Raw genomic sequence first — 23744 nt, 5'->3', positions numbered from 1 at the left:
CCCTTTGCCGCAAAATGATGAGGCCAACATTTTATCATTCGCCGTTTCGACAAAAAATCCTGCTTTTTTGTTTTTCTTTGTCCGCGCCACGGTCGAGCCTTGGATCGGTTCGCTTGGCATCGGGCATTTTTCCTTGTCCGCCCTGCGGTTTGCCGTTACAATAAACGTAGAACAGCGGACGGAAGGAGGACGGACCGTTGTCGCGGAAAACGCAAAAATTCATCGTGTACGTAATGCTTATTTGCATGCTGCTGACGACGCTCCTCGCCGGCATCAGCATGTGGTTTTAAACCTGCCCAAAAAAACGCAAGCTCCGAAACGGAGCTTGCGTTTTTCATCGGACAGCGCCGTGCCGTTTGGCGATGGCGTAAAACGATTCGTTGCTGCGGAGAACGAGCACACGGGCGCCAATCGGCACCCGTTCATACAAATGCTCGACATCGCGGTTGTGCATGCGCACGCAGCCTTGCGACACATACCGGCCGATCGACGCCGGGTTGTTCGTGCCGTGAATGCCGTAGATGCGCCCGTCCGTCCCGCGCGCGTTAAAGCCGATCCACCTTGCGCCGAGCGGATTGTTCGGCGCCCCGCCCGGGATGTTCTTTTTCCGATAATACGGGTATTTCGCCTTCACCGTCACCGTAAACATCCCCTCCGGCGTCAAATCGGCATTGACCCCGGTCGCCACCGGATAAACGGCTTCGATGCGGCCGTCGCGGACGAGCGCGAGCTTATTGATCGCTTTGTTCACAATGACAAGCGGCTTCGCCTCCGCCGCTGTCGGGAAAGGCGCTCCCAACACGGCGGTGAGCACGAGACAAATGGCCAACCATACCCGCATATCCGTCCATCCTTTGCTTGAATGTTTGGCTATAGTGTGCGCCAAAACGGATGGACATATGCCCTGCATCATGCCTTCAGCCGCTGCGGTTTTCGTTCGTTTCCGGGATGGAATTCGCTTTTGATGATTAAATATCGCTCCAATTCGCGCACTAAATGAAACAACGCCGCCCGCTCTTCAAACTGCTCGCGCGTCTTTGGCAGCGGCATCGCTTTAAACTGTTCGCGCATCTCGGCAAGGCGCCGCAAAAAGCGGTCCGCCGTATTTCCCGGATGAATGGCGTCGCTTAATTCGTCGATAAAATCGGCGACCATCATCCGCTGCTCGACCGTGTAGACGAGCGACGTCACAAGCGGAAGCATATGCTCAATGATTTCCAACTGCCGCTCGCGCATGCGGAAGTAGCGGACATATTCATCCTCATTCCGCCATAATTGGTTGTCGGCGTGACGCATGGCGAGTTTTTTCGCTTTTTCGAGCGTCTCGGCGGCGAGCGGAAGCTCTTTGCCATCCCAATCGAGTTCATTGGTGCGCAAGTAGCGGACGATTTCTTTTAAAATAATGCGAAACAAATCTTCGACAATGCGCTGGTACTCTTTGAGCTCCTTCTCGGCGCTCGGCATGTACATGTTCATCAGCAGCGCTACCCCAATGCCAACCGCTACCAGCAAGATCTCATTGGCGACCAATCCCCACGTGATGTCCTTGGCCGCATACAAATGCAAAATAATGACCGAGCTTGTCGCAATGCCTTCATTGATTTTCAAGCGAACCGTCACAGGAATGAACAACAAAAGCAACAGCCCGATCGTCCACGGATGATAGCCGAAGGCGGTAAAAAACAACGCCGCAAACCCGACCGCAACGACGCACGCCGCAAAACGGGCCCGAGCGGTCTCAAGCGACCGCTTTTTCGTCACTTGGACGCATAAAATGACGATAATGCCAGCGGAAGCGAAATTATGCAGGCCGATCAGCTGAGCGATGGCAATCGCCAGCGCCGCCCCCACCGCGGTTTTTAACGTCCGATATCCGATTTTCATCGCGCCGTCTCCTTTTATCGTATCAACAACGGCAGACAAGACATGAAGAGAGAGGTAAAATGGCCATTGTTTTTCTTAACCTATCACAGCTATGGTTTAGGAAGTCTCGCTTTGTTCGCTTTCATATAACGCTTCAGCTCATCATAAAAATTTTCGCGGGTTCCCGCCAAGACAACGACCACCATATTCCCGCTTTCATCCTGATCAATAAAATAAGCGATTTCGTAATTGACTCCTTGATGATAAATGTCGTAACCGTAAATCCCTGCCAAATCCCCTGTTTTCGCTTCTCCTGCTTCCGTTGGATGGGAAAGAATCTCCCGCAAGGCTTCTTTCAAACGCTGTTTCAGCACCGGATCTTTCTTTGTCAGCTTTTTGATGGTTTTTTCTGCTTTTGGGAGCAATTGCAGCCGATTATTGTTCATCATCTTCGCCGAATAACTCCTCTAACGTATCCGCGGTATACGTTTTTGCCTTCGGTCTTTCCTCAGAAATCATCGCGTTGAATGCAGGGGCAATTTGCGATTTACGGTATACAAATTCTTTGTATAGTTCTTCGCCTGTATATCCTTCTTCGATCAAGTCTTTTAAAATCAGATCGGAAAAGTCAAAATGATCCTCATGAATAGGATGAATAATTAACTTATTATCCGCTAACTCAATTAACACCTCGTTTCCAATTCCTAATTGCTCATAAAAATCCTTTGGGATCGTAATTTGTTTTTTGCTCGATACGGCAATTCGTTTCACAAGGTTTTTCTTACGGTTAGGGATATTGTCCATCGGTACCTTCTCCTTTGTCATCGAATCTGATGGTACCATATTATTCCCCTCCTTCCAAAAAAATAACCAAATTTCTTGGTTTCTTTACTAATGATCATAGCATGGTGGGGAAACAAACACAATGATTTTCCCATACCGTAGGGAGGAGAAGTGTTCAATGTTTGCGGAAGAGGAATAGATTGATGCAAACACTAACATCCTAGTGGAACAAAGCGGAGAATTCCTGAACAAAACGACGCTCAATTGATGGAGGCCAAGGTCCTCAAAGATAGCGATTATTATTTCAAATAGGAACTGTCATAGACCGCATCGATTGGAATGCCCATGGTGTGAAAACTCCTTCGCTTTCCTTGTGTTTCAAAGATTCATTCGACGCAAGGCGAAAAAAAATCCTCCCGATTTTTGTCGGGAGGGTGCGAAATGTGAGTTCCATTGTACCGATAACAGCGCTTTCGATGCAACTGAAAAACGGACAGCGCGCTTGCCCTAAGGCCGCCGGACACAAAAAAAAACGGCCGCCCGCTCATGCGAGGCAAGCCGCCTAGGCTCACGACGGAGATTTCTCATAAATCGTTTTCCCATCGCGCTCGATTTCGCGCCTGATCGCTTCGTTCAGCGCGTCGAAAAAAGCACGTCACACGAGTAAATGTCGACGATGTCGTCAATATCCTCTTTGATTTTCCACTTTTGTTTGCCGGTGTAGTCAATGCACAAGTCAATGTCGGAGTTGTAGCGGGCCATGCCGCGCGCCCGCGAGCCGAACAACACGACTTTTTGAATCTCCTCCTCGCCGGCGAAATACGCCATCAGCCGTTCAAACACGACCGGGCTCATTCCATAGGTCACGATCGATCACTTCTTTTTTGATGTGTTCGAGCAGTGCTTCGATTTTGTGGACATATTCATTCATCTGAAATCAAACATGCCTACTTCAGAAAACAGTGAACAGACTAAATCACTTCTAACGATATTTCATGTAGCATATCGAGATCTTGCGTCTGGCAAGATGGAAGGAGCTCACCGTAGACACTTATATTTACTTTCCGCTGTGGAAAAGCCTCAACATGAATTGATTCAATTCTCGCCATATAACGCCCGTTGTTTTGAATAAGGTTAAACATAAACTCGCTATAGAAAGCAGGAATATACCCTAGCTTACACCCTTCATCTGTTAACACTTCTACTGCTTTAGAATCTTGCCTATTCTCCGGCTCTAACCGAAAATGCACCTCATCTCCCACTTTAAGATGTTGAACCACTTGATCTCCCTCATAATACCTCCAACCGGCGACATAAAAATCAAAATCGAAATGATTTCCCCATACATAAATTGGCGCTACAAATTCATAAGAATCTGTCGCAAGTTTACCACCAGTCGCTCGCAACATATCCATATCTGTACAATCGCGCGGCAAGCCGTATGTCCGCAAAATTTCTAAAAAATCCGGACGGCGCCGGTCAGGCAAACGCCGCTCAAAAGGCCCGAACAATCTGTTAGAAACGTATTTTTTTCCTATATCCGGAAACGACAAATGAGGTTGATAACCGTTTTCTAGTGCTTCGAACAGTCCTCTTCTCTTCCTGCTGCGTTCATAATAAAATACATACTTATCCCCATCGTGTAATAAGTTTCCAATATGATATCGCTGCCGAGTACATTCATTTTGCCAAATTAACCAAAGCACAAAAGGGCGCATCGCTTATTTCACCTCCATATACCAATTTACGAGCCATTCTTTTCGATACTGTAATAATTTTAATACCCATTCTTTGTAAATTTTACTCATGACATTTTCTGAAACACCATCTAAAACAGTTGTGACTTGTTGCTCATTTATTTGACTGATACGATCAATTTCCTTCTTCATTTCTTTTGGATACAATTCATAAATGAAACTTAGTAATTCTTTATATTTAGGCTTCTTCTTATGAGGAAGTCCGATTAAAGAAAAACTCCGATTTGTAAAAGCTTCGAACATTCTCTGATCTTGAAACATTTTTAGAATACGTTCTTCCTTCAATTGGTATCCTAGCGACGCCCCGTTATCATATATAGGTGCAAGCTTGCAGCTAGTGTGGTGAACAATAATCCCCCAGTTATCACAGTGACGATCTTGATTGGCGATTAGCGCGTCAAATACAGGGATTTGGACAAATTCTTTTTCAAGATGAAATCCAGACAACACTTTTATTACATTCAGAAAATGATAATGTTTTAAATTGCGGCGATCAAAACTCTCTTCAATTGTAAAGAACAAATCGCCACCTTCATAAAATTCCTCATTATATAAGACGAAATTTTCAGATAAAATACCTATTGTTCCATCGTAAACAGCTAAATCGGCCTTCATCATATCTAACCCTATATGTTGGCCGATTTTTGATGCAACAACCTCTGCCCACGCTTCCCCAGTATTTTCCTTAGGAATTTTAAATAGATACCGACGTTTATTATCTGGATTAATTAACCAAAACTTCTCTCTTGTCCCAGAAGCTTGCCGCTCCTCATCTTTTTTCCAATGACTAACATCATATAACTCCATAAAAGATGATCCTTTTTTTAGTTTTTGGTTTTTGATAGAAACAAGAGAAAAAGTTGATCGCAAGAGAAGCCTGCTAAAATGATGATCATATGCACTGCTGTTTGCCTGTCTCTGATCTCTTTTTATATTATCACAAACAATAATGGTCATGCAAAAACCCGAAGTCCCTTTTCGAACTTCGGGTTCTCCTTTCACACTTCCTCACAATATTCATCGAACAGCGCCTGCAGCTTTTGCACGACGGCGACCGGTTCGTGCCCTTCGATGTCGTGTCGGTGCAGCATGGCGCACAATTTCCCGTCTTTTAACAAGGCGAACGACGGCGAGGATGGCGGCTCGCCGACAAAATATTCGCGCGCGCGGGCGGTTGCTTCTTTGTCTTGGCCGGCAAAGACGGTCACCAAATGGTCCGGGCGCTTGTCGTAATGAACCGCGTGGGCCGCTGCCGGACGGGCGATGCCGCCGGCGCAGCCGCACACCGAGTTGATGAGGACAAGCGTTGTGCCCGGACGGCGGAATGCCGCATCGACGTCTTCCGGCGTGCGCAGTTCTTCAAATCCGGCTTCGACCGCTTCGCGCCGCGCTTGTTCGACGATGTCGTTATAGAGCGGAAATTGAAATTGGAACATCGTGACACCTCCTTCGATTTGCCTTTATCATATCACAGTTCACCGCCTCGCTTCCGTTCATACGCCTCGATCAGCTCGCGGACGGCGGCGGTGACCGGCTTGGCGCCGGAAATGACGCTGTTCTCGAGCATCGGGAGCTTTTCTTTCACGACCGGATCGGCAAAAAAGCGCGTTTCGATATATTCTTTGATCATGGCGTGCATCCAGTCTTTTTGCTGCTGGCGGCGGCGGTCGAAAAAGACGCCGGATTGCTTTGTCGTCTTGACAAACGTTTGAATGACGCGCCACATGTCGGCGATCCCTTCTCCCAAAAGCGCCGAGCATGTGTACGCTTTCGTCTCCCAGCCGGGCGTGGCCGGGCGGAGGTAATGGAGAAACTGGTTGTATTCTTTTTGCGCCGCTTTTGCTTTTTCTTTATTATCGCCGTCCGCCTTGTTGATGACGATGGCGTCCACCAGCTCCATGATGCCGCGCTTCATGCCTTGCAGCTCGTCGCCGGCGCCGGTTAAGGCGAGCAACAAGAAAAAGTCAACCATCCCTCGGACGACAAACTCGCTTTGCCCGACGCCGACCGTCTCGACGAGGATGATGTCATAGCCGGCCGCCTCGCACAGCATCATCGTCTCGCGCGTTTTTCGGTGTACGCCGCCAAGCGCCCCGCCCGATGGGGACGGACGGATGAAAGCAAGCGGATTGCGGGCGAGCGCCTCCATTCGCGTTTTGTCGCCGAGGATGCTGCCGCCGGTCAACGAACTCGTCGGGTCGACGGCCAAGACGGCGACGCGATGGCCCTGCTCGCACAAAAACGTGCCAAACGCTTCAATGAACGTGCTTTTTCCCGCCCCCGGCACGCCGGTGATGCCGATGCGAATCGAGCGGCCGACGTGCGGAAGCAGTTCATTGAGCACTTGCTGGGCGAGATCCATATGCCTGGCCGCATTGCTTTCGACAAGCGTAATCGCCTGCGCCAAAATGGTGCGGTCGCCGGCGAGCACTCCTTGGACGTATTCTTTAACCGATCGTTCTTTTCGCCGCACGAGCCGCTTCGGCGCCGGCGGGCGCTCGGCTTGCACGTACGACGACAGACCATTGCCGTCCGCCCATTCCGGGCGCCGCGGCTGTCCGTCCGAAGCTGCGCTCTGTCCGCTTGCCTGTTCCCGCCGTTTCTCTTCGCCGTTCATTGGTTCACTTCCTCATAGCCAAGCCGGGCGTAAATTTCATCCAACACTTTTTCCGCCGCTTCCGGAATGACCGTGCCCGGTCCGAAAATGGCGGCGGCGCCGTGCTCATACAAAAACGCGTAGTCTTGCGGCGGAATGACGCCGCCGACGACGACCAAAATATCATCGCGGCCAAGTTTTTCAAGCTCCTCGACGAGCTGCGGCACAAGCGTTTTATGCCCGCCGGCGAGCGAACTGATGCCGACGGCGTGCACATCGTTTTCGACCGCCTGGCGCGCCGTTTCTTCCGGCGTCTGGAAGAGCGGGCCGATGTCGACGTCAAACCCTAAATCAGCAAACGCCGTGGCGATGACTTTCGCCCCGCGGTCATGGCCGTCCTGCCCCATTTTCGCGATCAAGATGCGCGGGCGGCGTCCTTCGAGTTCGGCGAACTGCTCAACCCGTCGCTTCACCCGCTCGAGCTGCGCTTCGTTTTTGTATTCCGAGCTGTAAACGCCGCTGATCGAGCGGATGGCGGCGCGATGGCGGCTCGCCACTTTTTCGATCGCGTACGAAATTTCCCCGAGCGTCGCCCGGACGCGCGCCGCTTGGACGGCAAGCTCGAGCAAATTCCCCTCGCCCGTTTCCGCCGCTTTTGTGATGGCGTCAAGCGCCGCTTCGACCTGCTCGTTGTCGCGCGTCGCCTTTAGCTCGTTCAGCCGCTCGATTTGCCGCTGGCGCACGGCGGTGTTGTCGACTTCCAAAATGTCGATCGGCTCTTCTTTTTCCGGGCGGTATTTATTGACGCCGATGATCGTTTCCGCTCCTGAATCGATGCGCGCTTGGCGGCGGGCCGCCGCTTCTTCGATGCGCATTTTCGGGATGCCGGTTTCAATGGCTTTCGCCATCCCGCCTAAGCTTTCGATTTCTTCGATATGCGCCCACGCCCGCTTCATCAACTCGTTCGTCAACGTCTCGACGTAATACGAACCGGCCCACGGGTCGATCGTCCGACAAATGCCCGTTTCTTCCTGCAAGTACAGCTGCGTATTGCGGGCGATGCGCGCCGAGAAGTCGGTCGGCAAGGCGATCGCTTCATCCAAGGCGTTCGTATGGAGCGACTGCGTATGCCCCATCGCCGCCGCGTGCGCCTCGATGAGCGTGCGCACGACGTTGTTGAACGGATCTTGCTCGGTCAAGCTCCAGCCCGACGTTTGCGAATGCGTCCTTAGAGCGAGCGATTTTGGATTTTTCGGATTGAACGTTTTCATCATTTTCGCCCACATGAGGCGCGCCGCCCGCAGTTTCGCCACTTCCATAAAGTAGTTCATGCCGATTGCCCAGAAAAACGACAGCCTCGGCGCGAACGAGTCGATGTCAATGCCGGCTTTCAAGCCGGTGCGCACGTACTCAAGCCCGTCAGCGAGCGTGTACGCCAGCTCCAAATCGGCCGGCGCCCCGGCTTCTTGCATATGGTAGCCGGAAATGCTGATGCTGTTGAATTTTGGCATGTATTTGGCCGTATAGGCGAAAATGTCGGCGATGATGCGCATCGACATCTCCGGTGGATAAATGTACGTGTTGCGCACCATATATTCTTTCAAAATATCGTTTTGGATCGTGCCGGACAGCTTGTCTTGCGTCACTCCCTGCTCTTCGGCGGTGACGATGTAAAACGCCATAATCGGGAGCACCGCCCCGTTCATCGTCATCGACACTGACATTTGGTCGAGCGGGATGCCGTCAAACAAAATTTTCATATCGAGCACCGAGTCGATGGCCACCCCCGCTTTGCCGACGTCGCCGACGACGCGCGGATGGTCGGAGTCATAGCCGCGGTGCGTCGCCAAGTCAAAAGCGACCGACAGCCCTTTTTGCCCCATCGCCAAGTTGCGCCGGTAAAAGGCGTTGCTCTCCTCGGCGGTCGAAAAGCCGGCGTATTGGCGGATCGTCCACGGCCGCACGACGTACATCGTCGGGTACGGCCCGCGCAAGTACGGCGGCAAGCCGGGCATATAATCAAGAAAATCGAGCCCATCGATGTCATTCTTTGTATAAAGCGGCTTCACCGCAATGTGTTCGTTCGTCTGAAACAACAGCTCATCGATCGACGCTTGCACGCGCCGCTCCACCGCGTCTCTCCACTGTTTCTCATCCACATCGGCCGTTGCGGCGGAAAGCGTCATGTTGGTAAAATCAACGTACTTCGCCATCAAGCGCCACCCCTCTTTCCGTTAGAAACGCCACGATCACATCGTACGCGTTCGAACCGAGATGAATCGATCCGTCCACGCCCGCGTCCGCGTACGTTCTCTCAAGCTCTTCCGGCGGCTTTCCGGCGACATACAGCTTCGCGTTCGGCTTGGCTTGCTTGAACGCCTCAGCCAACGCCGGAACGAACGCCGGGTAGTCGTCATCGGCGCCGCACACGATATAATGCGTCCCGTTCGTGTTCCGCACCCATTCGACCGCTTCCGCGACCGAGGCAAAGCCATCGCTCCGCTCAGCCGCCACCCCGCCGGCCGCAAACAGCCCGGCGATGAAATCGGCGCGCGCTTGATGACGGACAAGCGGCCCGATATTGATCAAGTGAACGGAAAGCCTGCTTCCTGTGCGTTCGGCATGCTTCTCGGCTGCCTTCCGCAGCTGCTCAAACGGCTCGGCCAAGCGCCATGCCCGAATCGGCGTGATGGCAACAGCCGCGTTCCCATCGATCAACGCCGCTGCGATCTCCCGAGCGGTTGCTCGACGGCGGGCCGCACGAATCGCCGCTTCCATCCACTTCCCGCCCGCGAGCGAGGCGCGAATATCGGCCACCCGCTTTTCATCCAGCGGCGGCGCCACGTTCGCTGCGTCTTGCTTCGGTTTTTCGACCGGCGTTTCCTCCAAATTGGCGTACACGTTCGTGCCAACGATTTTTTCCTTCCGCGTCTTGACACGATCCAGCCGCCGCTTGGCGACCGCTTCCACTTCCGTCTGCACGAAGCCGTCTTCGAGCGCCTTCGCCATGCCGTCTTTTTCCTCCACACGCTGGAACAGCTTCCACGCTTCTTCGGCGAGCTTGGCGGTCAACGTTTCCACATAATACGAGCCGCCCGCCGGATCGATGACGTTCGCCACATGCGCCTCTTCGAGCAAAATGAGCTGCGTGTTGCGGGCGATGCGCCGCGAAAACTCATCAGCGAGTCCGAGCGCCTCGTCAAACGGCGACACGTGCACGCCATCGGCGCCGCCGACAACGGCCGCAAACGCTTCCGCCGCCGCTCGGAGCATGTTCACATACGGGTCGTACACCGTTTTCGTAAAGGGCGACGTGCGCACATGCAGCTCGATCCGCCTTGCTGATTCACCGCCGCCAAACGCTTCGATCACTTGCGCAAACAACCGCCGCGCCGCCCGCAGCTTGGCGATTTCCATGAAAAAGTCGGCTCCGACGGCGAGCGACACTTGCATCCTTGTCGCGATGTCATCAACCGTCAAGCCCCGGTCCAACCCGGCGCGGATGTACTCGACGGCTGCCGCCAACGAAAACGCGAGCTCCTGCACGGCGTTCGCCCCGCCGTTATGGTACGGCTCGCCGCGCACCAAAATCGTGCGAACGGCAGGCATCTGTTCCTTCGCCCACTTCGTTGCTTCCGCCATTTCATCATACAGCCGCTCAAGCGAACACGGGAGCGTCCCCTGCTCCGCCCACGCTCCGAGCGGATCCATGCCGATCGCGCCCCGTACGCTCGATAGCGGGACGCCCCGTTCCTCTAAATAAGCGGCCAACAGCGCCAAAAACGAAAGCGACCGCGCCCCGGCGTCCACACGGAGCGAATAGCGGTCCAGCGGCACGCCATCCAACATCGCCGCCACATCATCAACCGACTCGACGGCAAACGGCAGCCGGCCAAGGGCAAGATGGATTTCCGTCTGCCCCCGCTCCAAGTCGTGCTTCACTGCCTCGTTCCAGTCGGACGGGCTCGCTGCCGAAATCTCCTGGCTCACCTTCCACGGCTCGCCCCGATACCCTTCCGGCCGCGCCCCACGCACATAGCGGCCAAAGCCCGGGTACTGCTCAAGCGGGCCGAGCGCCTCCACATCGCGGCGCGTATAGAGCGGTTTGACCGCAATGTTTTCGTACGTCATCGATACAAGCCGCTCGAGCGGCTTGCCTTTCAGCGACTTTTCCGCTTCCCGCTCCCACTCCTCCACCGTCGGAGCCGGAAACGCCGCTTCCTTCATCTTTGCGACATCGCTCATTCCGATCCCCCTTTGCCTTCCAGACATAAGAAACCGCTTTCTTTTCAAGCCGCACCTTTCCCTCTCGAACCCGTCTGCTCAGAACGAAGCGCTGATGACGCTTCGTGTGGGAAAAAACGGTTTCTATGTTTATTGTAGTACATCGGCCGCGTTTGGGCAATGAACAAAAAGGCAAACAACTTGCTGATGCCACCATTTCGCCATGAAATGGAAAACAAAGCGGTCAAAAAAAAACATGAACGATCCCGAAATGGCTCGATGACTTGGCGAAACAACACCATCTCAACGATTCACAAATCCTCCAAGAAGCCCTGAAAAAACATGAAAGGAAGAGGGCGTTGTTGCATGCTCTCTTGGACGATGCTCCCTCGTCCCCCTCCAAATCACCGCTTAGCGAAAATCTCAACTGCCATTTATTCATTGGAAAATGTTTCGCAAATCGATCACGAAATCCTTCAATACATGAACCAAAACGGCGTCATCCCGGTTGTACACTCCATGAAGTTCCAATCTTCCTGTTTTTCCGCGCAAATACACTTCCACCACTTGATTCGCCGGGTCAACAATCCAATATTCCTTCACCCCGGCCCGCTCGTACGCGATCCGTTTGTCCATCCGGTCGATTTTGGCCGTGGCGGGGGACAAGATCTCGACGACCAAATCCGGAGCCCCGACAATGCGGTTTTTTTGAATTTTGTTTTTGTCGCAGATGACGACAAGATCGGGGCATACCCAGTTTCGGACGTTTTCATCCATCCATCCCTTTCGATGATCTTCGAAAAGATACACATCGATCGGGGCGGCCAACACGCGGCAATCCTTCCCACGAAGATGCATCCCGAATTCAATGGAAAGTTGGAGCGAAACTGATTGATGTTCCGGTGTCGGCGACGGCGCCACGCTAATGATGTTCCCGTCCAAGACCTCGCACCGTTTTCCTTCCGGCCATGTCGCATACTCTTTGTAGGTCATAGGGGCCTGTTCCTTTTCTGGTGAACCCATATCCTCCACCTGCCTCCTAATTTTATATTGATTATACATCATCCATTCCTGTGTCTTGAACGATGTTTATTCCTCTTCCCGAACGAGCGGCAGGCGGACGAATACGGTCATCCCGCGTCCAAGGTCGCTGTCGAACCAAATCGCGCCGTCATGAAGAGAGACGATTTGTTTGACGATGGCAAGCCCCAAGCCGGTGCCGCCTTCTTTGCGGGTGCGGGCGCGGTCGACGCGGAAAAAGCGCTGGCCGAGAAGCGGGAGCTGGTCTTTCGGAATGCCTTTTCCCGTGTCTTGGATGACAAGCTCGCCTTCCGCTTCCGACAAGCGGGAAAGCCGCACCGTCACCGCGCCGCCTTCCGGGGTGTAGCGGATGGCGTTGTCAAGCAAGTTGCGCACGACTTGTTCGAGCCGGTCGGCGTCGCCGTTGACGATGATGTCATAGTCCAACTCGCACGCCAACTCGATCCGCTTTTGCGAGGCGATCGGTTCGTACGTGGCGATGACATCTTCGATCACTTGGGCAAACGCCACCGGCGCGCGCTCGAGCGGCACGCTTTGCCCTTCAAGGCGCGCCAGGTCAAGAAGATCGCGCACCAGCCGCTCCATCCGCTCCGTTTCGCGGTGGATAAGGCGAAGGTACGCCTTTTCTTCTTCCTTCGTTTTCGCGAGGCCAGCAAGGAGTGCTTCGCTGTATCCTTTCATATAGCTGAGCGGCGTGCGCAGCTCATGCGAGACGTTCGCTAAGAACTCGCGTTTCCGCTCGTCTTCTTTAGCAATGGCGTCCGCCATTTGGTTGAACGCCTCCGCCAGGCGGCCGATTTCATCATCGCTCCGCACGGGGATGTCCGCTTCGTAGCGTCCTTCCGCCATGCGTTCTGCCGCTTGTTCCATCGCTTGGAGCGGCTCGGTCATCTGCCGCACCATCCGTCGGCCGACAACCAAAAGCGCGGCGGCGAATATGGCGGCCAACGGCCAAAACGCGGCGGCCGCCCGCTTCGTTGCTTCCTGAACGTCGGCTAACGGCAAATACAAGTAAATCGCTCCTTCAAGCCGCTTGCCGTCCAAAAGCGGAACGACGACCGCCATCACGCGGCGTCCGAACCGCTTTTCGTATCCCGTTTTGACAACAGGCTTCCCGGCTAACAATGTTTCCCGGTCGCGGCCGCTGACTAACGCGTCATAGTGGACCGGAAACGGAAAGCAGGCGCTCAGTTCGCGCGGGTTGTCGATCAACAAGATCGTGGCCGTTGATTTTTCGTCATACCATTCGATTTGACGGCGATATGCCTCCGTCACCGCCCCGCCGCGATAGTCGCGGGCGAGGCTCGTCCCTTCCGCGATCAACGTTCGCTCAACTTCTTTCATGTACACCGTCCGGTAAAAATAATTCAGAAGGCCAAAGGAAAACGCCAGCGTCGCCACGACCGCGGCGCCGATCGCCAGCCATAGTTTTTGTCCTAACCGAAGCCGTTTCATGTTCATCCCTCAAGCTTGTAGCCGATGCCCCAGACGGTTTGGATGTGGCGGGCGGCGTCTTTCAGCTTCATGCGCAGCGTTTTCACATGCGTATCGACCGTGCGGGCGTTTCCTGTATAATCATATCCCCACACTTTGACGAGCAAATCGTCGCGACTGAACACCTGGCCGCGGTGTTTTGCCAAAAACAGCAGCAGCTCAAACTCCTTCAACGTCAGCTTCACCGCCTCGCCGCCAACGGTCACGGTTCGTCCTTTTTCGTCGATGGCAAGGTCGCCAAATTGCAGCCGTCCGTCGTGCTCGCGGACGCGCTGCACCCGGCGCAACACCGCCTCAAGGCGGGCGATGAGCTCTCCTGGGCTGAACGGTTTGACGATGTAATCGTCGCCGCCAAGCTTCAATCCTTTCACTTTATCCCATTCTTCGCCAAGCGCGGTCAAAAACAAAATCGGCACGTCCGACTGCTCGCGGATGCGGGCGCAGACGGCGAATCCGTCCTGTTTTGGCATCATGACGTCCAACAGCACGGCATCAACCGGATGTTGCGAAAGCAGCACCAGCGCTTCTTCCCCGTCCCCTGCTTCGAGGCAACGAAAGCCGGCGTTTTCCAAATACATGCCAACGAGCAGGCGCATTTCTTCTTCATCATCGACGATTAAAACGGTTCGTTCGCTCATGTTCGTCCCTCCCGAATGAATAGCTGCAGCGGGCCGTCTCCCGTCTTCCAACGGGCGAGCGGACGCAGCATCGCCTCATCGACCACGATGATTTCATCGCTGTCATAACTCGCAATATACAAACGGCTTCCTGCCGCTTCCATGGCAAACGGATTGGCGCCGACAGACGCCGAAGCGAGCTGTTTTCCTTCTTTTGAAAACTGATAGATCGTGTTCGAACCGTGGCTTAGCACAAACACGCCGCGGCCTGTTTCGACAAAATCAACCGGCATGACCGGGGCGGCAATCGTCCGCAACAAGCGGCCGTCTTGAAGCGAATAGACGTGAACATTCTTCTCCACCTTGTTTCCGCTTCCATGTCCGCCGACCCACAGCTCCCCTTGCCGCTCGCGCATCAATCCGCCTAACGCCATCTTCGGCACAGAAAATGAGCGAATGACACGGAGGCGGCTCGTATCAATGACAAAGGCGCGGCCGTCTTGAAAGTCGATGGCATACAGCTCCGTTTCCTGGCGATTGACAAGCAGCGTCATCGGGGAGCGTCCGACCGAAAGGCGGGCGATCTCTTTCCCGTCCCGGCTCACAACGCGCACCGCGTGATGGGTGCTGTCGCCAAAAAACCACGTGCGGCCATCCGGAGATGGAGCAGCGCTCACAATGCCGCTTCCTATTTTCCATTCGCCAAGCAGCTTCCCGGTCGCGAGATCGTACCGATAGACGCCGTCAAGATCCCGCCCGTACAAAAGAAGCGTCCGGCCGTCCGAGCTCAACGCCCCGCCTTGAAACGGTTCGTTGATGTTCCAACGGGCGATCTTGCCGCCATTTTCCGCGTTCAAAAAGGTGACCGTTTCCGCTTTGACATCGAGGCTGATGACGACAGAAAGCGAATCGGCCACCGGGGGAAACGACGGATTGGCGCAGCCGCTTAGCAGAAAGAAGCAACACAACAGCATCCATACGCTCGCTCGTTTCATCTCGTTTTTCTCCTTCGCACGTTCGTTTCTGTCCTCATTATACATCACATTTGTGAAAGAAGTTTGAAATCGCGCCACGCAAAAACCCCCACCGCCAACCGATGGCGATGGGGGAATCGTTAATAAATCGGCGTGTTGTCTTTGTTCATGTTTTCCAAAATCGCTTTGACGCGGGCGAGGAAGCGGCCGCAAATGAGGCCGTCCAAGACGCGGTGGTCGAGCGACAAACATAAGTTGACCATGTCGCGGATGGCGATCATGCCGTTTTTGACGACCGGACGTTTGACGATCGTTTCCACTTGCAAAATGGCCGCTTGCGGGTAGTTGATAATGCCCATCGACTGCACCGAGCCGAACGCGCCGGTGTTGTTGACGGTGAACGTGCCGCCCTGCATGTCTTCCGGGCGCAGTTTGCCGGCGCGCGTTTTTGCCGCCAGTTCAGCGATTTCGCGGGCGATGCCTTTGATCGTTTTTTCATCGGCGTGCTTGATGACGGGCACGAACAAGGCGTCATCCGTCGCGACAGCGATGGATATGTTGATGTCCTTGCGCTGAATGATCTTATCGCCGGCCCACACAGAGTTCAGCTGCGGGAATTCTTTCAGCGCTTGGGCGACCGCCTTGACGAAGAAGGCGAAATACGTCAAATTGAAGCCTTCACGCCGCTTGAACTCGTCTTTGATGGCGTCGCGGTAGGCGACAAGGTCGGTGACGTCGACTTCGACCATCGTCCAGGCGTGCGGCGCTTCGTGTTTGCTGCGGAGCATGTTCGCCGCGATCGCTTTGCGCACCGGGGTGACCGGAATTTCGATGTCGCCCGCTCCCGCTTCGATCGTTGGCGCCGCTGGTTTGATCGGCGCCGTGACCGGAGCAGCTGGTTCCACTTGCGCGGCGGCCGGGGCCGGTTGTTCCGTTTTCGGTTCGGCTTTCGGCGCCGCTTGTTCCGCCGCCGGTGCCGCTCCTGCTTTCGGAATTTGCCCGGACTCGATCAACTTGAGCAAATCTTTGCGCGTCACCCGCCCGCCAAGACCCGTGCCTTTCACTTGTTCAAGGTCAATGCCGTGTTCTTGGGCGAGGCGGAGCACGGCCGGCGAATAGCGGCCGTTGTTTGCCCGTCCTGTCTTTTTCGGAGCAGCTTGTTCCTTGTTGTCTTCTGCTTTTGGCGCTTCATCAGTCGGCTTTGCTTCCGGCGCCGCGGCGGCGCCTTCGACTTCGATCGTGCAAATCGGCGCGCCGACCGGGAGCGTTTCTCCTTCTTTGGCGATCAGCTCGCGGATGACGCCGGCAAACGACGACGGGATTTCCGCGCTCACTTTATCGGTGATGACTTCGGCGACCGGGTCGTATTTGTTCACTTTGTCGCCCGGGGAGACGAGCCATTTGCTGATGGTGCCTTCCGTGACGCTTTCCCCGAGCTGAGGCATCGTCAATTGTTCGATGGCCACATCGATACCCTCCTATCTCTGTTGCAATATCTTTGCCGTGACGTCCCCACGCCGTCTAGGGTTGGCTTCGAGGCCGGCGTTTGTGGGGAATCCCTTCATTAGGATGGAATGATTCCCTAACCGAACATCCCATGTTTTCCTGACGCCTCCAAGCTGGAGACGCCTTTTGTTCATCTGTTAAAACGCCGCTAATTCGCGCATTGCTTTTTCGACTTTTTCTGGATTGATCATAAAGAATTTTTCCATCGTCGGCGCATACGGCATGGCCGGAACGTCCGGGCCGGCGAGGCGCATAATCGGCGCGTCGAGATCAAACAAACAATGCTCCGCGATAATGGCGGCGACTTCGCTCATGACGCTGCCTTCTTTATTGTCTTCCGTAATGAGCAGCACTTTTCCTGTTTTGCTCGCCGCCTCGATGATCGCTTCTTTGTCGAGCGGATAGACGGTGCGCAAATCGAGCAGATGGACAGAAATGCCGTCTTGGGCGACGCGCTCGGCCGCCTGCAAGGCAAAATGGACGCACAGCCCGTACGTGATGACCGTGATGTCATCGCCTTCACGCTTGACGTCCGCCTTGCCGATCGGAAGCACGTAGTCGTCCTCCGGCACTTCCCCTTTAATGAGGCGGTAGGCGCGTTTATGCTCGAAAAAGAGCACCGGGTCTTCGTCGCGAATCGCCGCTTTCAGCAGCCCTTTCACATCGTACGGCGTCGACGGCATGACGATTTTTAACCCAGGCTGGTTGGCGAAAATCGCTTCGACTGACTGCGAATGGTACAAAGCGCCGTGAACGCCGCCGCCGTATGGGGCGCGGATGACGATCGGGCAGTTCCAGTCGTTGTTCGAGCGATAGCGGATGCGCGCCGCTTCAGAAATGATTTGGTTGACCGCCGGCATGATAAAATCGGCAAACTGAATTTCGGCAATCGGGCGCAGGCCGTACATCGCCGCGCCGATGCCGACGCCGACGATCGCCGACTCGGAAAGCGGCGTGTCGATGACGCGCTCTTCGCCGAACTGCTCGTACAATCCTTGCGTCGCTTTGAACACTCCGCCTTTCCGGCCGACGTCTTCTCCTAACACAAACACGCGCGGGTCGCGCTCCATCTCTTCACGAATCGCCATCGTAACCGCATCAATATAGGAAATAACAGGCATCGTCGATTCCCCCTTACTCCTCGGCATACACGTAGCGAAGCGCATGCTCCGGCTCGGCGTACGGAGCCTTCTCCGCGTAGTCGGTCGCTTCGTTCACTTCTTTCATGACGCGCGCTTGAATGTCCTCGTCAAGCTGGTCGGTCAAAACGCCGGTTTCTTTCAAATAGTTGGCAAACGACACGATCGGGTCTTTGGCGCGCGCTTCGGCGAGCTCTTCTTCCGTCCGATAGACGCGGTGGTCATCGTCCGACGAGTGCGACGTCAGCCGGTATGTCACGGCCTCGATGAGCGTCGGCCCTTCGCCGCGGCGGGCGCGGTCGGCCGCTTCTTTCACGACTCGGTACACTTCAAGCGGATCGGTGCCGTCGACCGTATAGCCCGGCATGCCATAGCCGATGGCGCGGTCGGACACCTTTTCGCACGCGAGTTGTTTCGAAATGGGCACGGAAATGGCGTACTTGTTGTTTTCGCACATAAAGATGACTGGGAGTTTATGAACGCCGGCGAAGTTCGCCCCTTCATGGAAGTCGCCTTGGTTCGACGACCCTTCGCCGAACGTGACGAAGGCGACAAAATCTTTCTTTTCCATTTTCGCCGCCAGCGCAAAGCCAACCGCATGCGGCACTTGCGTCGTCACGGGCGATGAACCGGTGACGATCCGGTTTTTCTTTTTCCCGAAATGCCCTGGCATTTGCCGGCCGCCGGAGTTCGGGTCTTCCGCCTTGGCAAACGCCGCCAACATCAATTCTCTCGGCGTCATGCCAAACGTCAGGACAACGCCCACATCGCGGTAATACGGCAAGACATAGTCTTTCGTCCGGTCGAGGGCGAATGCCGCGCCGACTTGCGCCGCCTCCTGCCCTTGGCATGAGATGACGAACGGAATTTTCCCCGCGCGGTTTAACAGCCACATCCGTTCATCGAGCTTGCGGGCCAAGAGCATCGTTTCATACATTTCCAACACCGTGTCATCGCTTAATCCAAGCGCCTGATGACGGTTTTGCGCCATCGCAACAACCTCCCTTAGATTCACATAGTCAACCAATGATCACGCGCCGCGCGCATACGGCGAAATCGGTTAAAAATGAATAGCTTTGCCATCGACCGCCAGCGCCGCTTCCGCCATGGCCTCTGACAGCGTCGGATGCGGATGGATCGCATGCGCCACTTCCCACGGAGCCGCATCAAGCACGCGGGCGAGACCGGCTTCGGAAATCAAATCGGTCACGTGCGGCCCGACCATATGGACGCCAAGCAGATCGTCCGTGTTCCGGTCGGCGATGAGTTTCACAAACCCTTCCGCCTCACCGAACACAAGCGCCTTGCCAATGGCTTTAAACGGAAATTTGCCGACCTTGACATCATAGCCTTTCGCTTTCGCCTCTTGTTCGGTTAAGCCGACCGCCGCCGCTTCCGGACGGGTGTAAATGCAGCGGGGCACCATCGTATAGTCAATCGGCGCTGGGTTGTGCCCGGCTAAATGCTCAATGGCGACAATTCCCTCATGCGCGGCGACATGGGCAAGCTGCAGGCCGCCGATGACATCGCCGATCGCGTAAATGTGCGATTCTTTCGTTTGGCCGAACTCGTTCGTTTGAATATACCCCTTCTCCACGACAATCTCGGTGTTTTCCAAGCCGATCCCCTCAATGTTCGCCTGCCGCCCGACGGAAACAAGCATCTTGTCGGCCGTAAACGTTTTCCGCTCGCCTTGATGCTCCGCTTGGATCGTGACGCCGTTTCCTTTCTCGAGCGTCTCCGGCAGCACTTTCGCTCCCGTGACGATGTTGACACCGCGGCGGCGGAGCAGTTTTTCCATTTCTTTTGACACGTCTTCATCTTCTGTCGGCAAAATGCGATCGGCATATTCCAGCACCGTCACGTCAACGCCGAAATCATTAAGCATGGACGCCCATTCCATGCCGATCACACCGCCGCCGACGATCAAGATGGAAGACGGGAGCGTCTCCATTTGCAGCGCCTCATCGGACGTCATGACGAATTCGCCGTCCGGCTCGAGCCCCGGCAGCGTGCGCGGCCGCGAGCCGGTAGCGATGACGACGAATTTCGGGACGAGCATTTCATTTTCGCTGCCATCGTTCATTTCGACTGACACCGTTCCCGCAAGCGGCGAAAAGATCGACGGGCCGAGCAGGCGGCCGGTGCCGGCGTACACATCGATTTTCCCTTTTTTCATCAAATGCTGCACGCCTTTGTGGAGCTGCTCAACAATCGCCGCTTTGCGCGCCTGCACTTTGGCAAAATCGAGGCGCACGCCGTCGGCGATGACCCCAAACGCCTCGCCGTTTTTCGTTTGCGCGTACACTTCCGCACTGCGAAGCAGCGCTTTGGACGGAATGCAGCCCGCGTGCAGGCACGTGCCGCCGAGCTTCCCTTTTTCTACGACCGCTGTTTTCAATCCAAGCTGCGAGGCGCGAATGGCGGCGACATAGCCGCCCGTACCTCCGCCGAGAATGACGACATCATATTCTTTTGCCATCTTGCCCTTCCCCTTTCTGTCCGTTGCCGCATCAACACCGGGCTGGAACCGGCGAAACGGCCTTGCCTGGATACATTTTTTCCTCTTCTTCACCGCGCAGGACACGAAGCGCCCCTTCGGCGAGCGCCTGCAGTTCGTTTTCGCCCGGATGGACGATGACATCGGCGATCCATTGGACGCGGCGGGTGATCTGTTCTACAAATGATTTGCCGTACGCCAGCCCGCCGGTCAAAATGATGGCGTCGACTTTGCCGGACAGCACGGCGCTTGCCGCACCGATTTCTTTCGCCACTTGGTACGCCATCGCCTCATACACGAGCTTGGCCTTTTCATCGCCGTCTTCGATCATGTTTTCGACTTTCACCGCATCGTTCGTGCCAAGATACCCGACAAGGCCGCCGCCGCCGACGAGCATGTTCATGATCTCTTCGCGGTAATATTCACCAGAGAAGCATAAAGCAACCAAATCGCCCGCCGGCACCGTCCCGGCGCGCTCCGGGCTGAACGGGCCTTCGCCGTCAAGCCCGTTGTTGACATCAACGACCCTTCCTTGCTTGTGGGCGCCGACCGTGATGCCGCCGCCCATATGGGCGACGATCAAGTTCAATTCGTCATACCGCTTGCCAAGCTGCTTAGCGACGCGGCGCGCGACCGCTTTTTGGTTTAAAGCGTGGAAAATGCTGCGCCGTTCGATCAGTGGAAAGCCGCTGATCCGGGCGATCGGGTCGAGCTCATCGACGACGACCGGATCGACGATAAACGCCGGGATGTTTAAGGCCGAGGCGATCTCATGCGCCAAAATGCCGCCGAGGTTGGACGCGTGCTGGCCGGAATATCCGCGCCGCAAATCTTCAAGCATCGCCTCATTGACGCGATACGTTCCGCCTTCGATCGGACGGAGAAGCCCTCCGCGGCCGCAGACGGCGCTCAACTTCGATAAATTGATTCCTTCTTCATCCAGTGCTTGCAAAATCGTTTGCTTGCGGAACTCATACTGGTCCGCGATCGTTTTATATTGCCGAAGCACATCCGCCTCATGGCGAATCGTTTTTTCGAGCAATGGCCGTTCGTTTTCAAAGACGCCGATTTTCGTTGAAGTCGAGCCTGGATTGATCGTTAAAATGCGAAACTTCTGCTCTTGCATCGTTGTCGTCCCTCCGTCATCCGCCGGCGGGGCGGAAGGCCGCCCCCTTCCCGCATTCAGCGAGCGCGGCGGCGGCTTAAAATATGATGGCCGTTTTGCAAAAATTGGCTGCGCGCTTTGCGCATCGTTTCAATCCGTTCTTCGGCCATCCGGTCGGCGGCCACATACGTTGGAATGTTGTCGCGCTTGGCGATCGCGAACACTTTTTCAATGTTGTCGTAAATTTGCTCGATTTTTTTCATCGCCCGTTCGCGGTTGTAGCCGTACAGCTCGTCGGCGACATTGATGACGCCGCCGGCGTTGATCACATAATCCGGCGCGTAGACGATGCCCATTTCATGGATCATATCGCCATGGCGCGGCTCTTTGAGCTGGTTGTTCGCCGACCCGGCGATCACTTTCGCTTTCAGCTGCGGAATCGTTTGGTCGTTGATGATGCCCCCAAGCGCGCACGGGGCGAAAATGTCGCACTCAACGCCGTAAATGTCGTTCGGGTCGACCGCTTTCGCGCCAAATTCCTCGACCGCGCGCGCCACCGCTTCTTTGTTGATGTCAGTAACGATGAGCTTCGCCCCTTCTTCATGCAAATGGCGGCATAAATGGTAGGCGACATTGCCGACGCCTTGGACAGCGATGACTTTTCCTTCGAGCGAATCGCTGCCGAACGCTTCTTTCGCTGCCGCCTTCATGCCGCGGTACACACCATAAGCCGTGGCGGGCGACGGGTTGCCGGACGAGCCGAATTCCGGCGAAATGCCGGTGACATAGTCCGTCTCTTGGTAAATGATGTCCATATCTGCAACGGTCGTGCCGACGTCTTCGGCCGTGATGTAGCGGCCGTTCAACCCTTGGATGAAGCGGCCGAACGCGCGGAACATCGCCTCGTTTTTATCTTTGCGCGGGTCGCCGATGATGACCGTCTTGCCCCCGCCTAAATTGAGGCCGGCGGCCGCGTTTTTGTACGTCATGCCGCGGGCGAGGCGCAAGGCGTCTTCAAGCGCCTCTTCTTCCGAATTGTACATCCACATGCGCGTGCCGCCTAACGCCGGGCCGAGCGTCGTGTCATGAATGACAATGATCGCCTTCAATCCGGATTCTTTGTCTTGGCAAAACAACACTTGCTCATAATCATACGTTTCCATATATTTAAACAGTTCCATCACCGATGGCCTCCTCCATGATTTTCATTTTGCCGCCGAACAAATAGCAAGCGCCAACGAATACAGTTTGCTTTCCGCCGAGTCGGCGCGCGACGTCAAGACGATCGGCGCCTTCGCCCCAGCGATGACTGCGCCGACGCGTGCGTTCGCAAAATAGACGAGCGACTTATACAGCATGTTGCCGGATTCAATGTCCGGCACAAGCAAAATATCAGCCTGTCCAGCCACTTCGCTTTCAATCCGCTTATGCTTCGCCGCCGCCAGCGACACCGCGTTGTCCAACGCAAGCGGTCCGTCAACGAGGCAATGTTCGATTTGCCCCCGCTTTTGCATCATTGCGAGCGCGGCCGCATCGACGGTTGCCGGCATGGCCGGATTGACCGTCTCCACCGCCGCCAACGCCGCGACTTTCGGGCGCTCAATGCCAATCGAGCGCGCTACGCTGACCGCGTTGTTGACAATTTGCACCTTTTGCTCCAAATCTGGTGCGATGTTCATCGCCGCATCGGTGACGATGACAAGCCGGTCGAACTCCGGCACTTCAAAAACAGCGACATGGGACAACACCTTCCCAGCGCGCAGCCCATACTCCTTGTTCAAGACCGCTTTCAGCAGCGTTGCCGTCGGCACATGCCCTTTCATCAACGCATCCGCCTCGTTCAAATGGACGGCGCGCACGGCAAGCTCTGCGGCTTGCCCGATCGAATTCGCATGAACGACATCGACGTCGGAAAAGCGGGCGCATCCTTTTTCCTTCAACAGCCGTCCGAGCCGCTCCCGATCGCCATAAAGCACAAAGCGTCCGAGACGGTGTTCGAGCGCCATCGCCACCGCTTCAATCACTTCTTCATCTTCCGCCGCCGCCACGGCCACCGTCCGGTCCTGGCATTGTCTTGCTTCTTGCACTAACGATTCAAGCTTCATCATCTGCACCAACCTTTTCTGCAAATCGTGCGGCACAGTC

General features: G+C 55.3%; 22 protein-coding genes and 2 pseudogenes. 2 read left to right on the top strand and 22 right to left on the bottom strand.

Annotation, left to right across the window (positions count from 1 at the left end; genetic code table 11):
• The first annotated feature begins 197 nt into the window (after positions 1 to 197).
• Positions 198 to 290, top strand: a complete 93-nt coding sequence (prli42, locus tag ABS784_RS04940; RefSeq protein ID WP_020755294.1) for a stressosome-associated protein Prli42 — start codon at positions 198 to 200, stop codon at positions 288 to 290.
• 44 nt (positions 291 to 334) lie between these two features.
• Here the strand turns inward: prli42 and ABS784_RS04935 are convergent, their stop codons facing one another.
• The 11 genes and pseudogenes from ABS784_RS04935 to ABS784_RS04885 all read right to left on the bottom strand — a co-directional run bounded on the left by ABS784_RS04935 (position 335) and on the right by ABS784_RS04885 (position 11244).
• Complete coding sequence (locus ABS784_RS04935) at positions 335 to 841, bottom strand: L,D-transpeptidase (RefSeq protein ID WP_352511659.1); 507 nt, start codon at positions 839 to 841, stop codon at positions 335 to 337.
• 68 nt (positions 842 to 909) lie between these two features.
• Positions 910 to 1884, bottom strand: coding sequence for an aromatic acid exporter family protein (locus ABS784_RS04930; protein ID WP_352511657.1), 975 nt, complete (start codon positions 1882 to 1884; stop codon positions 910 to 912).
• 89 nt (positions 1885 to 1973) lie between these two features.
• The gene (locus ABS784_RS04925; RefSeq protein WP_015375347.1) at positions 1974 to 2312 is read right to left on the bottom strand and encodes a type II toxin-antitoxin system RelE/ParE family toxin; all 339 of its coding nucleotides are present in this window, start codon (positions 2310 to 2312) and stop codon (positions 1974 to 1976) included.
• Positions 2299 to 2706 carry an AbrB/MazE/SpoVT family DNA-binding domain-containing protein gene (locus ABS784_RS04920; RefSeq protein ID WP_015375348.1) on the bottom strand — a complete coding sequence of 136 codons (408 nt, stop codon included), beginning with the start codon at positions 2704 to 2706 and terminating at the stop codon, positions 2299 to 2301. The genes ABS784_RS04925 and ABS784_RS04920 overlap by 14 nt, the downstream gene beginning before the upstream one ends.
• A gap of 508 nt (positions 2707 to 3214) precedes the next feature.
• Positions 3215 to 3501: pseudogene (locus ABS784_RS04915) on the bottom strand (nucleotidyltransferase domain-containing protein).
• A 116-nt stretch (positions 3502 to 3617) separates the two neighbouring features.
• On the bottom strand, positions 3618 to 4364 hold the full coding sequence (locus ABS784_RS04910; RefSeq protein ID WP_023633508.1) for an HIRAN domain-containing protein: 747 nt from the start codon (positions 4362 to 4364) through the stop codon (positions 3618 to 3620).
• 3 nt (positions 4365 to 4367) lie between these two features.
• Positions 4368 to 5405 (bottom strand): HipA domain-containing protein, encoded by a 1038-nt coding sequence (locus ABS784_RS04905; RefSeq protein ID WP_020278559.1) that lies wholly within the window; start codon positions 5403 to 5405, stop codon positions 4368 to 4370.
• On the bottom strand, positions 5402 to 5839 hold the full coding sequence (locus ABS784_RS04900) for a BrxA/BrxB family bacilliredoxin (protein ID WP_011231850.1): 438 nt from the start codon (positions 5837 to 5839) through the stop codon (positions 5402 to 5404). The genes ABS784_RS04905 and ABS784_RS04900 overlap by 4 nt, the downstream gene beginning before the upstream one ends.
• A 32-nt stretch (positions 5840 to 5871) precedes the next feature.
• Positions 5872 to 7020, bottom strand: a complete 1149-nt coding sequence (gene meaB, locus ABS784_RS04895) for a methylmalonyl Co-A mutase-associated GTPase MeaB (RefSeq protein ID WP_352511653.1) — start codon at positions 7018 to 7020, stop codon at positions 5872 to 5874.
• Entirely contained in the window at positions 7017 to 9212 is a 2196-nt protein-coding gene (gene scpA, locus ABS784_RS04890) for a methylmalonyl-CoA mutase (RefSeq protein ID WP_307894874.1), read from the bottom strand. Before scpA ends, meaB begins: the two co-directional genes overlap by 4 nt.
• Positions 9196 to 11244: a methylmalonyl-CoA mutase family protein gene (locus ABS784_RS04885; protein WP_352511651.1), complete on the bottom strand. Its 2049-nt coding sequence runs from the start codon at positions 11242 to 11244 to the stop codon at positions 9196 to 9198. Before ABS784_RS04885 ends, scpA begins: the two co-directional genes overlap by 17 nt.
• A 186-nt stretch (positions 11245 to 11430) precedes the next feature.
• Between ABS784_RS04885 and ABS784_RS04880 the strand changes: the two are divergent.
• A pseudogene (locus tag ABS784_RS04880) lies at positions 11431 to 11567 on the top strand (type II toxin-antitoxin system HicB family antitoxin); the annotation flags it as partial.
• A gap of 94 nt (positions 11568 to 11661) precedes the next feature.
• Here the strand turns inward: ABS784_RS04880 and ABS784_RS04875 are convergent.
• The 11 genes from ABS784_RS04875 to yqiS all read right to left on the bottom strand — a co-directional run bounded on the left by ABS784_RS04875 (position 11662) and on the right by yqiS (position 23707).
• The gene (locus ABS784_RS04875) at positions 11662 to 12246 is read right to left on the bottom strand and encodes a Uma2 family endonuclease (RefSeq protein WP_033845388.1); all 585 of its coding nucleotides are present in this window, start codon (positions 12244 to 12246) and stop codon (positions 11662 to 11664) included.
• A gap of 66 nt (positions 12247 to 12312) precedes the next feature.
• Positions 12313 to 13719 (bottom strand): sensor histidine kinase, encoded by a 1407-nt coding sequence (locus tag ABS784_RS04870; RefSeq protein WP_011231855.1) that lies wholly within the window; start codon positions 13717 to 13719, stop codon positions 12313 to 12315.
• A gap of 2 nt (positions 13720 to 13721) precedes the next feature.
• Positions 13722 to 14396 (bottom strand): response regulator transcription factor, encoded by a 675-nt coding sequence (locus ABS784_RS04865; protein WP_352511648.1) that lies wholly within the window; start codon positions 14394 to 14396, stop codon positions 13722 to 13724.
• On the bottom strand, positions 14393 to 15370 hold the full coding sequence (locus tag ABS784_RS04860; RefSeq protein ID WP_011231857.1) for a YncE family protein: 978 nt from the start codon (positions 15368 to 15370) through the stop codon (positions 14393 to 14395). Before ABS784_RS04860 ends, ABS784_RS04865 begins: the two co-directional genes overlap by 4 nt.
• Positions 15371 to 15489: 119 nt before the next feature.
• Positions 15490 to 16815 (bottom strand): dihydrolipoamide acetyltransferase family protein, encoded by a 1326-nt coding sequence (locus ABS784_RS04855; RefSeq protein ID WP_352511646.1) that lies wholly within the window; start codon positions 16813 to 16815, stop codon positions 15490 to 15492.
• A 177-nt stretch (positions 16816 to 16992) separates the two neighbouring features.
• Positions 16993 to 17976, bottom strand: a complete 984-nt coding sequence (locus ABS784_RS04850; protein WP_011231859.1) for an alpha-ketoacid dehydrogenase subunit beta — start codon at positions 17974 to 17976, stop codon at positions 16993 to 16995.
• 13 nt (positions 17977 to 17989) lie between these two features.
• Positions 17990 to 18985, bottom strand: a complete 996-nt coding sequence (locus tag ABS784_RS04845; RefSeq protein WP_011231860.1) for a thiamine pyrophosphate-dependent dehydrogenase E1 component subunit alpha — start codon at positions 18983 to 18985, stop codon at positions 17990 to 17992.
• Between the two features lie 69 nt (positions 18986 to 19054).
• Positions 19055 to 20476, bottom strand: a complete 1422-nt coding sequence (gene lpdA / locus ABS784_RS04840; RefSeq protein WP_352511643.1) for a dihydrolipoyl dehydrogenase — start codon at positions 20474 to 20476, stop codon at positions 19055 to 19057.
• Between the two features lie 31 nt (positions 20477 to 20507).
• Positions 20508 to 21620, bottom strand: a complete 1113-nt coding sequence (gene buk / locus ABS784_RS04835; RefSeq protein ID WP_352511641.1) for a butyrate kinase — start codon at positions 21618 to 21620, stop codon at positions 20508 to 20510.
• A gap of 56 nt (positions 21621 to 21676) precedes the next feature.
• A complete protein-coding gene (locus tag ABS784_RS04830) occupies positions 21677 to 22780 on the bottom strand; it encodes a leucine dehydrogenase (protein WP_066231986.1) in 1104 nt (367 codons plus the stop codon).
• A 24-nt stretch (positions 22781 to 22804) separates the two neighbouring features.
• Positions 22805 to 23707, bottom strand: a complete 903-nt coding sequence (gene yqiS, locus ABS784_RS04825; protein ID WP_352511639.1) for a phosphate butyryltransferase — start codon at positions 23705 to 23707, stop codon at positions 22805 to 22807.
• Positions 23708 to 23744 lie beyond the last annotated feature (37 nt).

The sequence above is a fragment of the Geobacillus sp. G4 genome, from assembly GCF_040327975.1.
In the GTDB taxonomy this organism is placed as follows: Bacteria; Bacillota; Bacilli; order Bacillales; family Anoxybacillaceae; genus Geobacillus; species Geobacillus thermoleovorans.
The sequence above is the reverse complement of the archived record's forward strand: the minus strand, read 5'-3'. Positions and strand labels throughout refer to the sequence as shown.

What these genes read in the sequence shown, in the direction of transcription:
- ABS784_RS04910 (WP_023633508.1), bottom strand. Translation starts at nt 4,364, where the DNA reads ATGCGCCCTTTTGTGCTTTGGTTAATTTGGCAAAATGAATGTACTCGG.
- ABS784_RS04865 (WP_352511648.1), bottom strand. Translation starts at nt 14,396, where the DNA reads ATGAGCGAACGAACCGTTTTAATCGTCGATGATGAAGAAGAAATGCGC.
- ABS784_RS04830 (WP_066231986.1), bottom strand. Translation starts at nt 22,780, where the DNA reads ATGGAACTGTTTAAATATATGGAAACGTATGATTATGAGCAAGTGTTG.
- ABS784_RS04845 (WP_011231860.1), bottom strand. Translation starts at nt 18,985, where the DNA reads ATGGCGCAAAACCGTCATCAGGCGCTTGGATTAAGCGATGACACGGTG.
- buk (WP_352511641.1), bottom strand. Translation starts at nt 21,620, where the DNA reads ATGCAAGAGCAGAAGTTTCGCATTTTAACGATCAATCCAGGCTCGACT.
- ABS784_RS04850 (WP_011231859.1), bottom strand. Translation starts at nt 17,976, where the DNA reads ATGCCTGTTATTTCCTATATTGATGCGGTTACGATGGCGATTCGTGAA.
- ABS784_RS04920 (WP_015375348.1), bottom strand. Translation starts at nt 2,706, where the DNA reads ATGGTACCATCAGATTCGATGACAAAGGAGAAGGTACCGATGGACAAT.
- ABS784_RS04925 (WP_015375347.1), bottom strand. Translation starts at nt 2,312, where the DNA reads ATGATGAACAATAATCGGCTGCAATTGCTCCCAAAAGCAGAAAAAACC.
- ABS784_RS04885 (WP_352511651.1), bottom strand. Translation starts at nt 11,244, where the DNA reads ATGAGCGATGTCGCAAAGATGAAGGAAGCGGCGTTTCCGGCTCCGACG.
- ABS784_RS04935 (WP_352511659.1), bottom strand. Translation starts at nt 841, where the DNA reads ATGCGGGTATGGTTGGCCATTTGTCTCGTGCTCACCGCCGTGTTGGGA.
- lpdA (WP_352511643.1), bottom strand. Translation starts at nt 20,476, where the DNA reads ATGGCAAAAGAATATGATGTCGTCATTCTCGGCGGAGGTACGGGCGGC.
- ABS784_RS04860 (WP_011231857.1), bottom strand. Translation starts at nt 15,370, where the DNA reads ATGAAACGAGCGAGCGTATGGATGCTGTTGTGTTGCTTCTTTCTGCTA.
- meaB (WP_352511653.1), bottom strand. Translation starts at nt 7,020, where the DNA reads ATGAACGGCGAAGAGAAACGGCGGGAACAGGCAAGCGGACAGAGCGCA.
- scpA (WP_307894874.1), bottom strand. Translation starts at nt 9,212, where the DNA reads ATGGCGAAGTACGTTGATTTTACCAACATGACGCTTTCCGCCGCAACG.
- ABS784_RS04870 (WP_011231855.1), bottom strand. Translation starts at nt 13,719, where the DNA reads ATGAAACGGCTTCGGTTAGGACAAAAACTATGGCTGGCGATCGGCGCC.
- yqiS (WP_352511639.1), bottom strand. Translation starts at nt 23,707, where the DNA reads ATGATGAAGCTTGAATCGTTAGTGCAAGAAGCAAGACAATGCCAGGAC.
- ABS784_RS04875 (WP_033845388.1), bottom strand. Translation starts at nt 12,246, where the DNA reads ATGGGTTCACCAGAAAAGGAACAGGCCCCTATGACCTACAAAGAGTAT.
- ABS784_RS04900 (WP_011231850.1), bottom strand. Translation starts at nt 5,839, where the DNA reads ATGTTCCAATTTCAATTTCCGCTCTATAACGACATCGTCGAACAAGCG.
- ABS784_RS04930 (WP_352511657.1), bottom strand. Translation starts at nt 1,884, where the DNA reads ATGAAAATCGGATATCGGACGTTAAAAACCGCGGTGGGGGCGGCGCTG.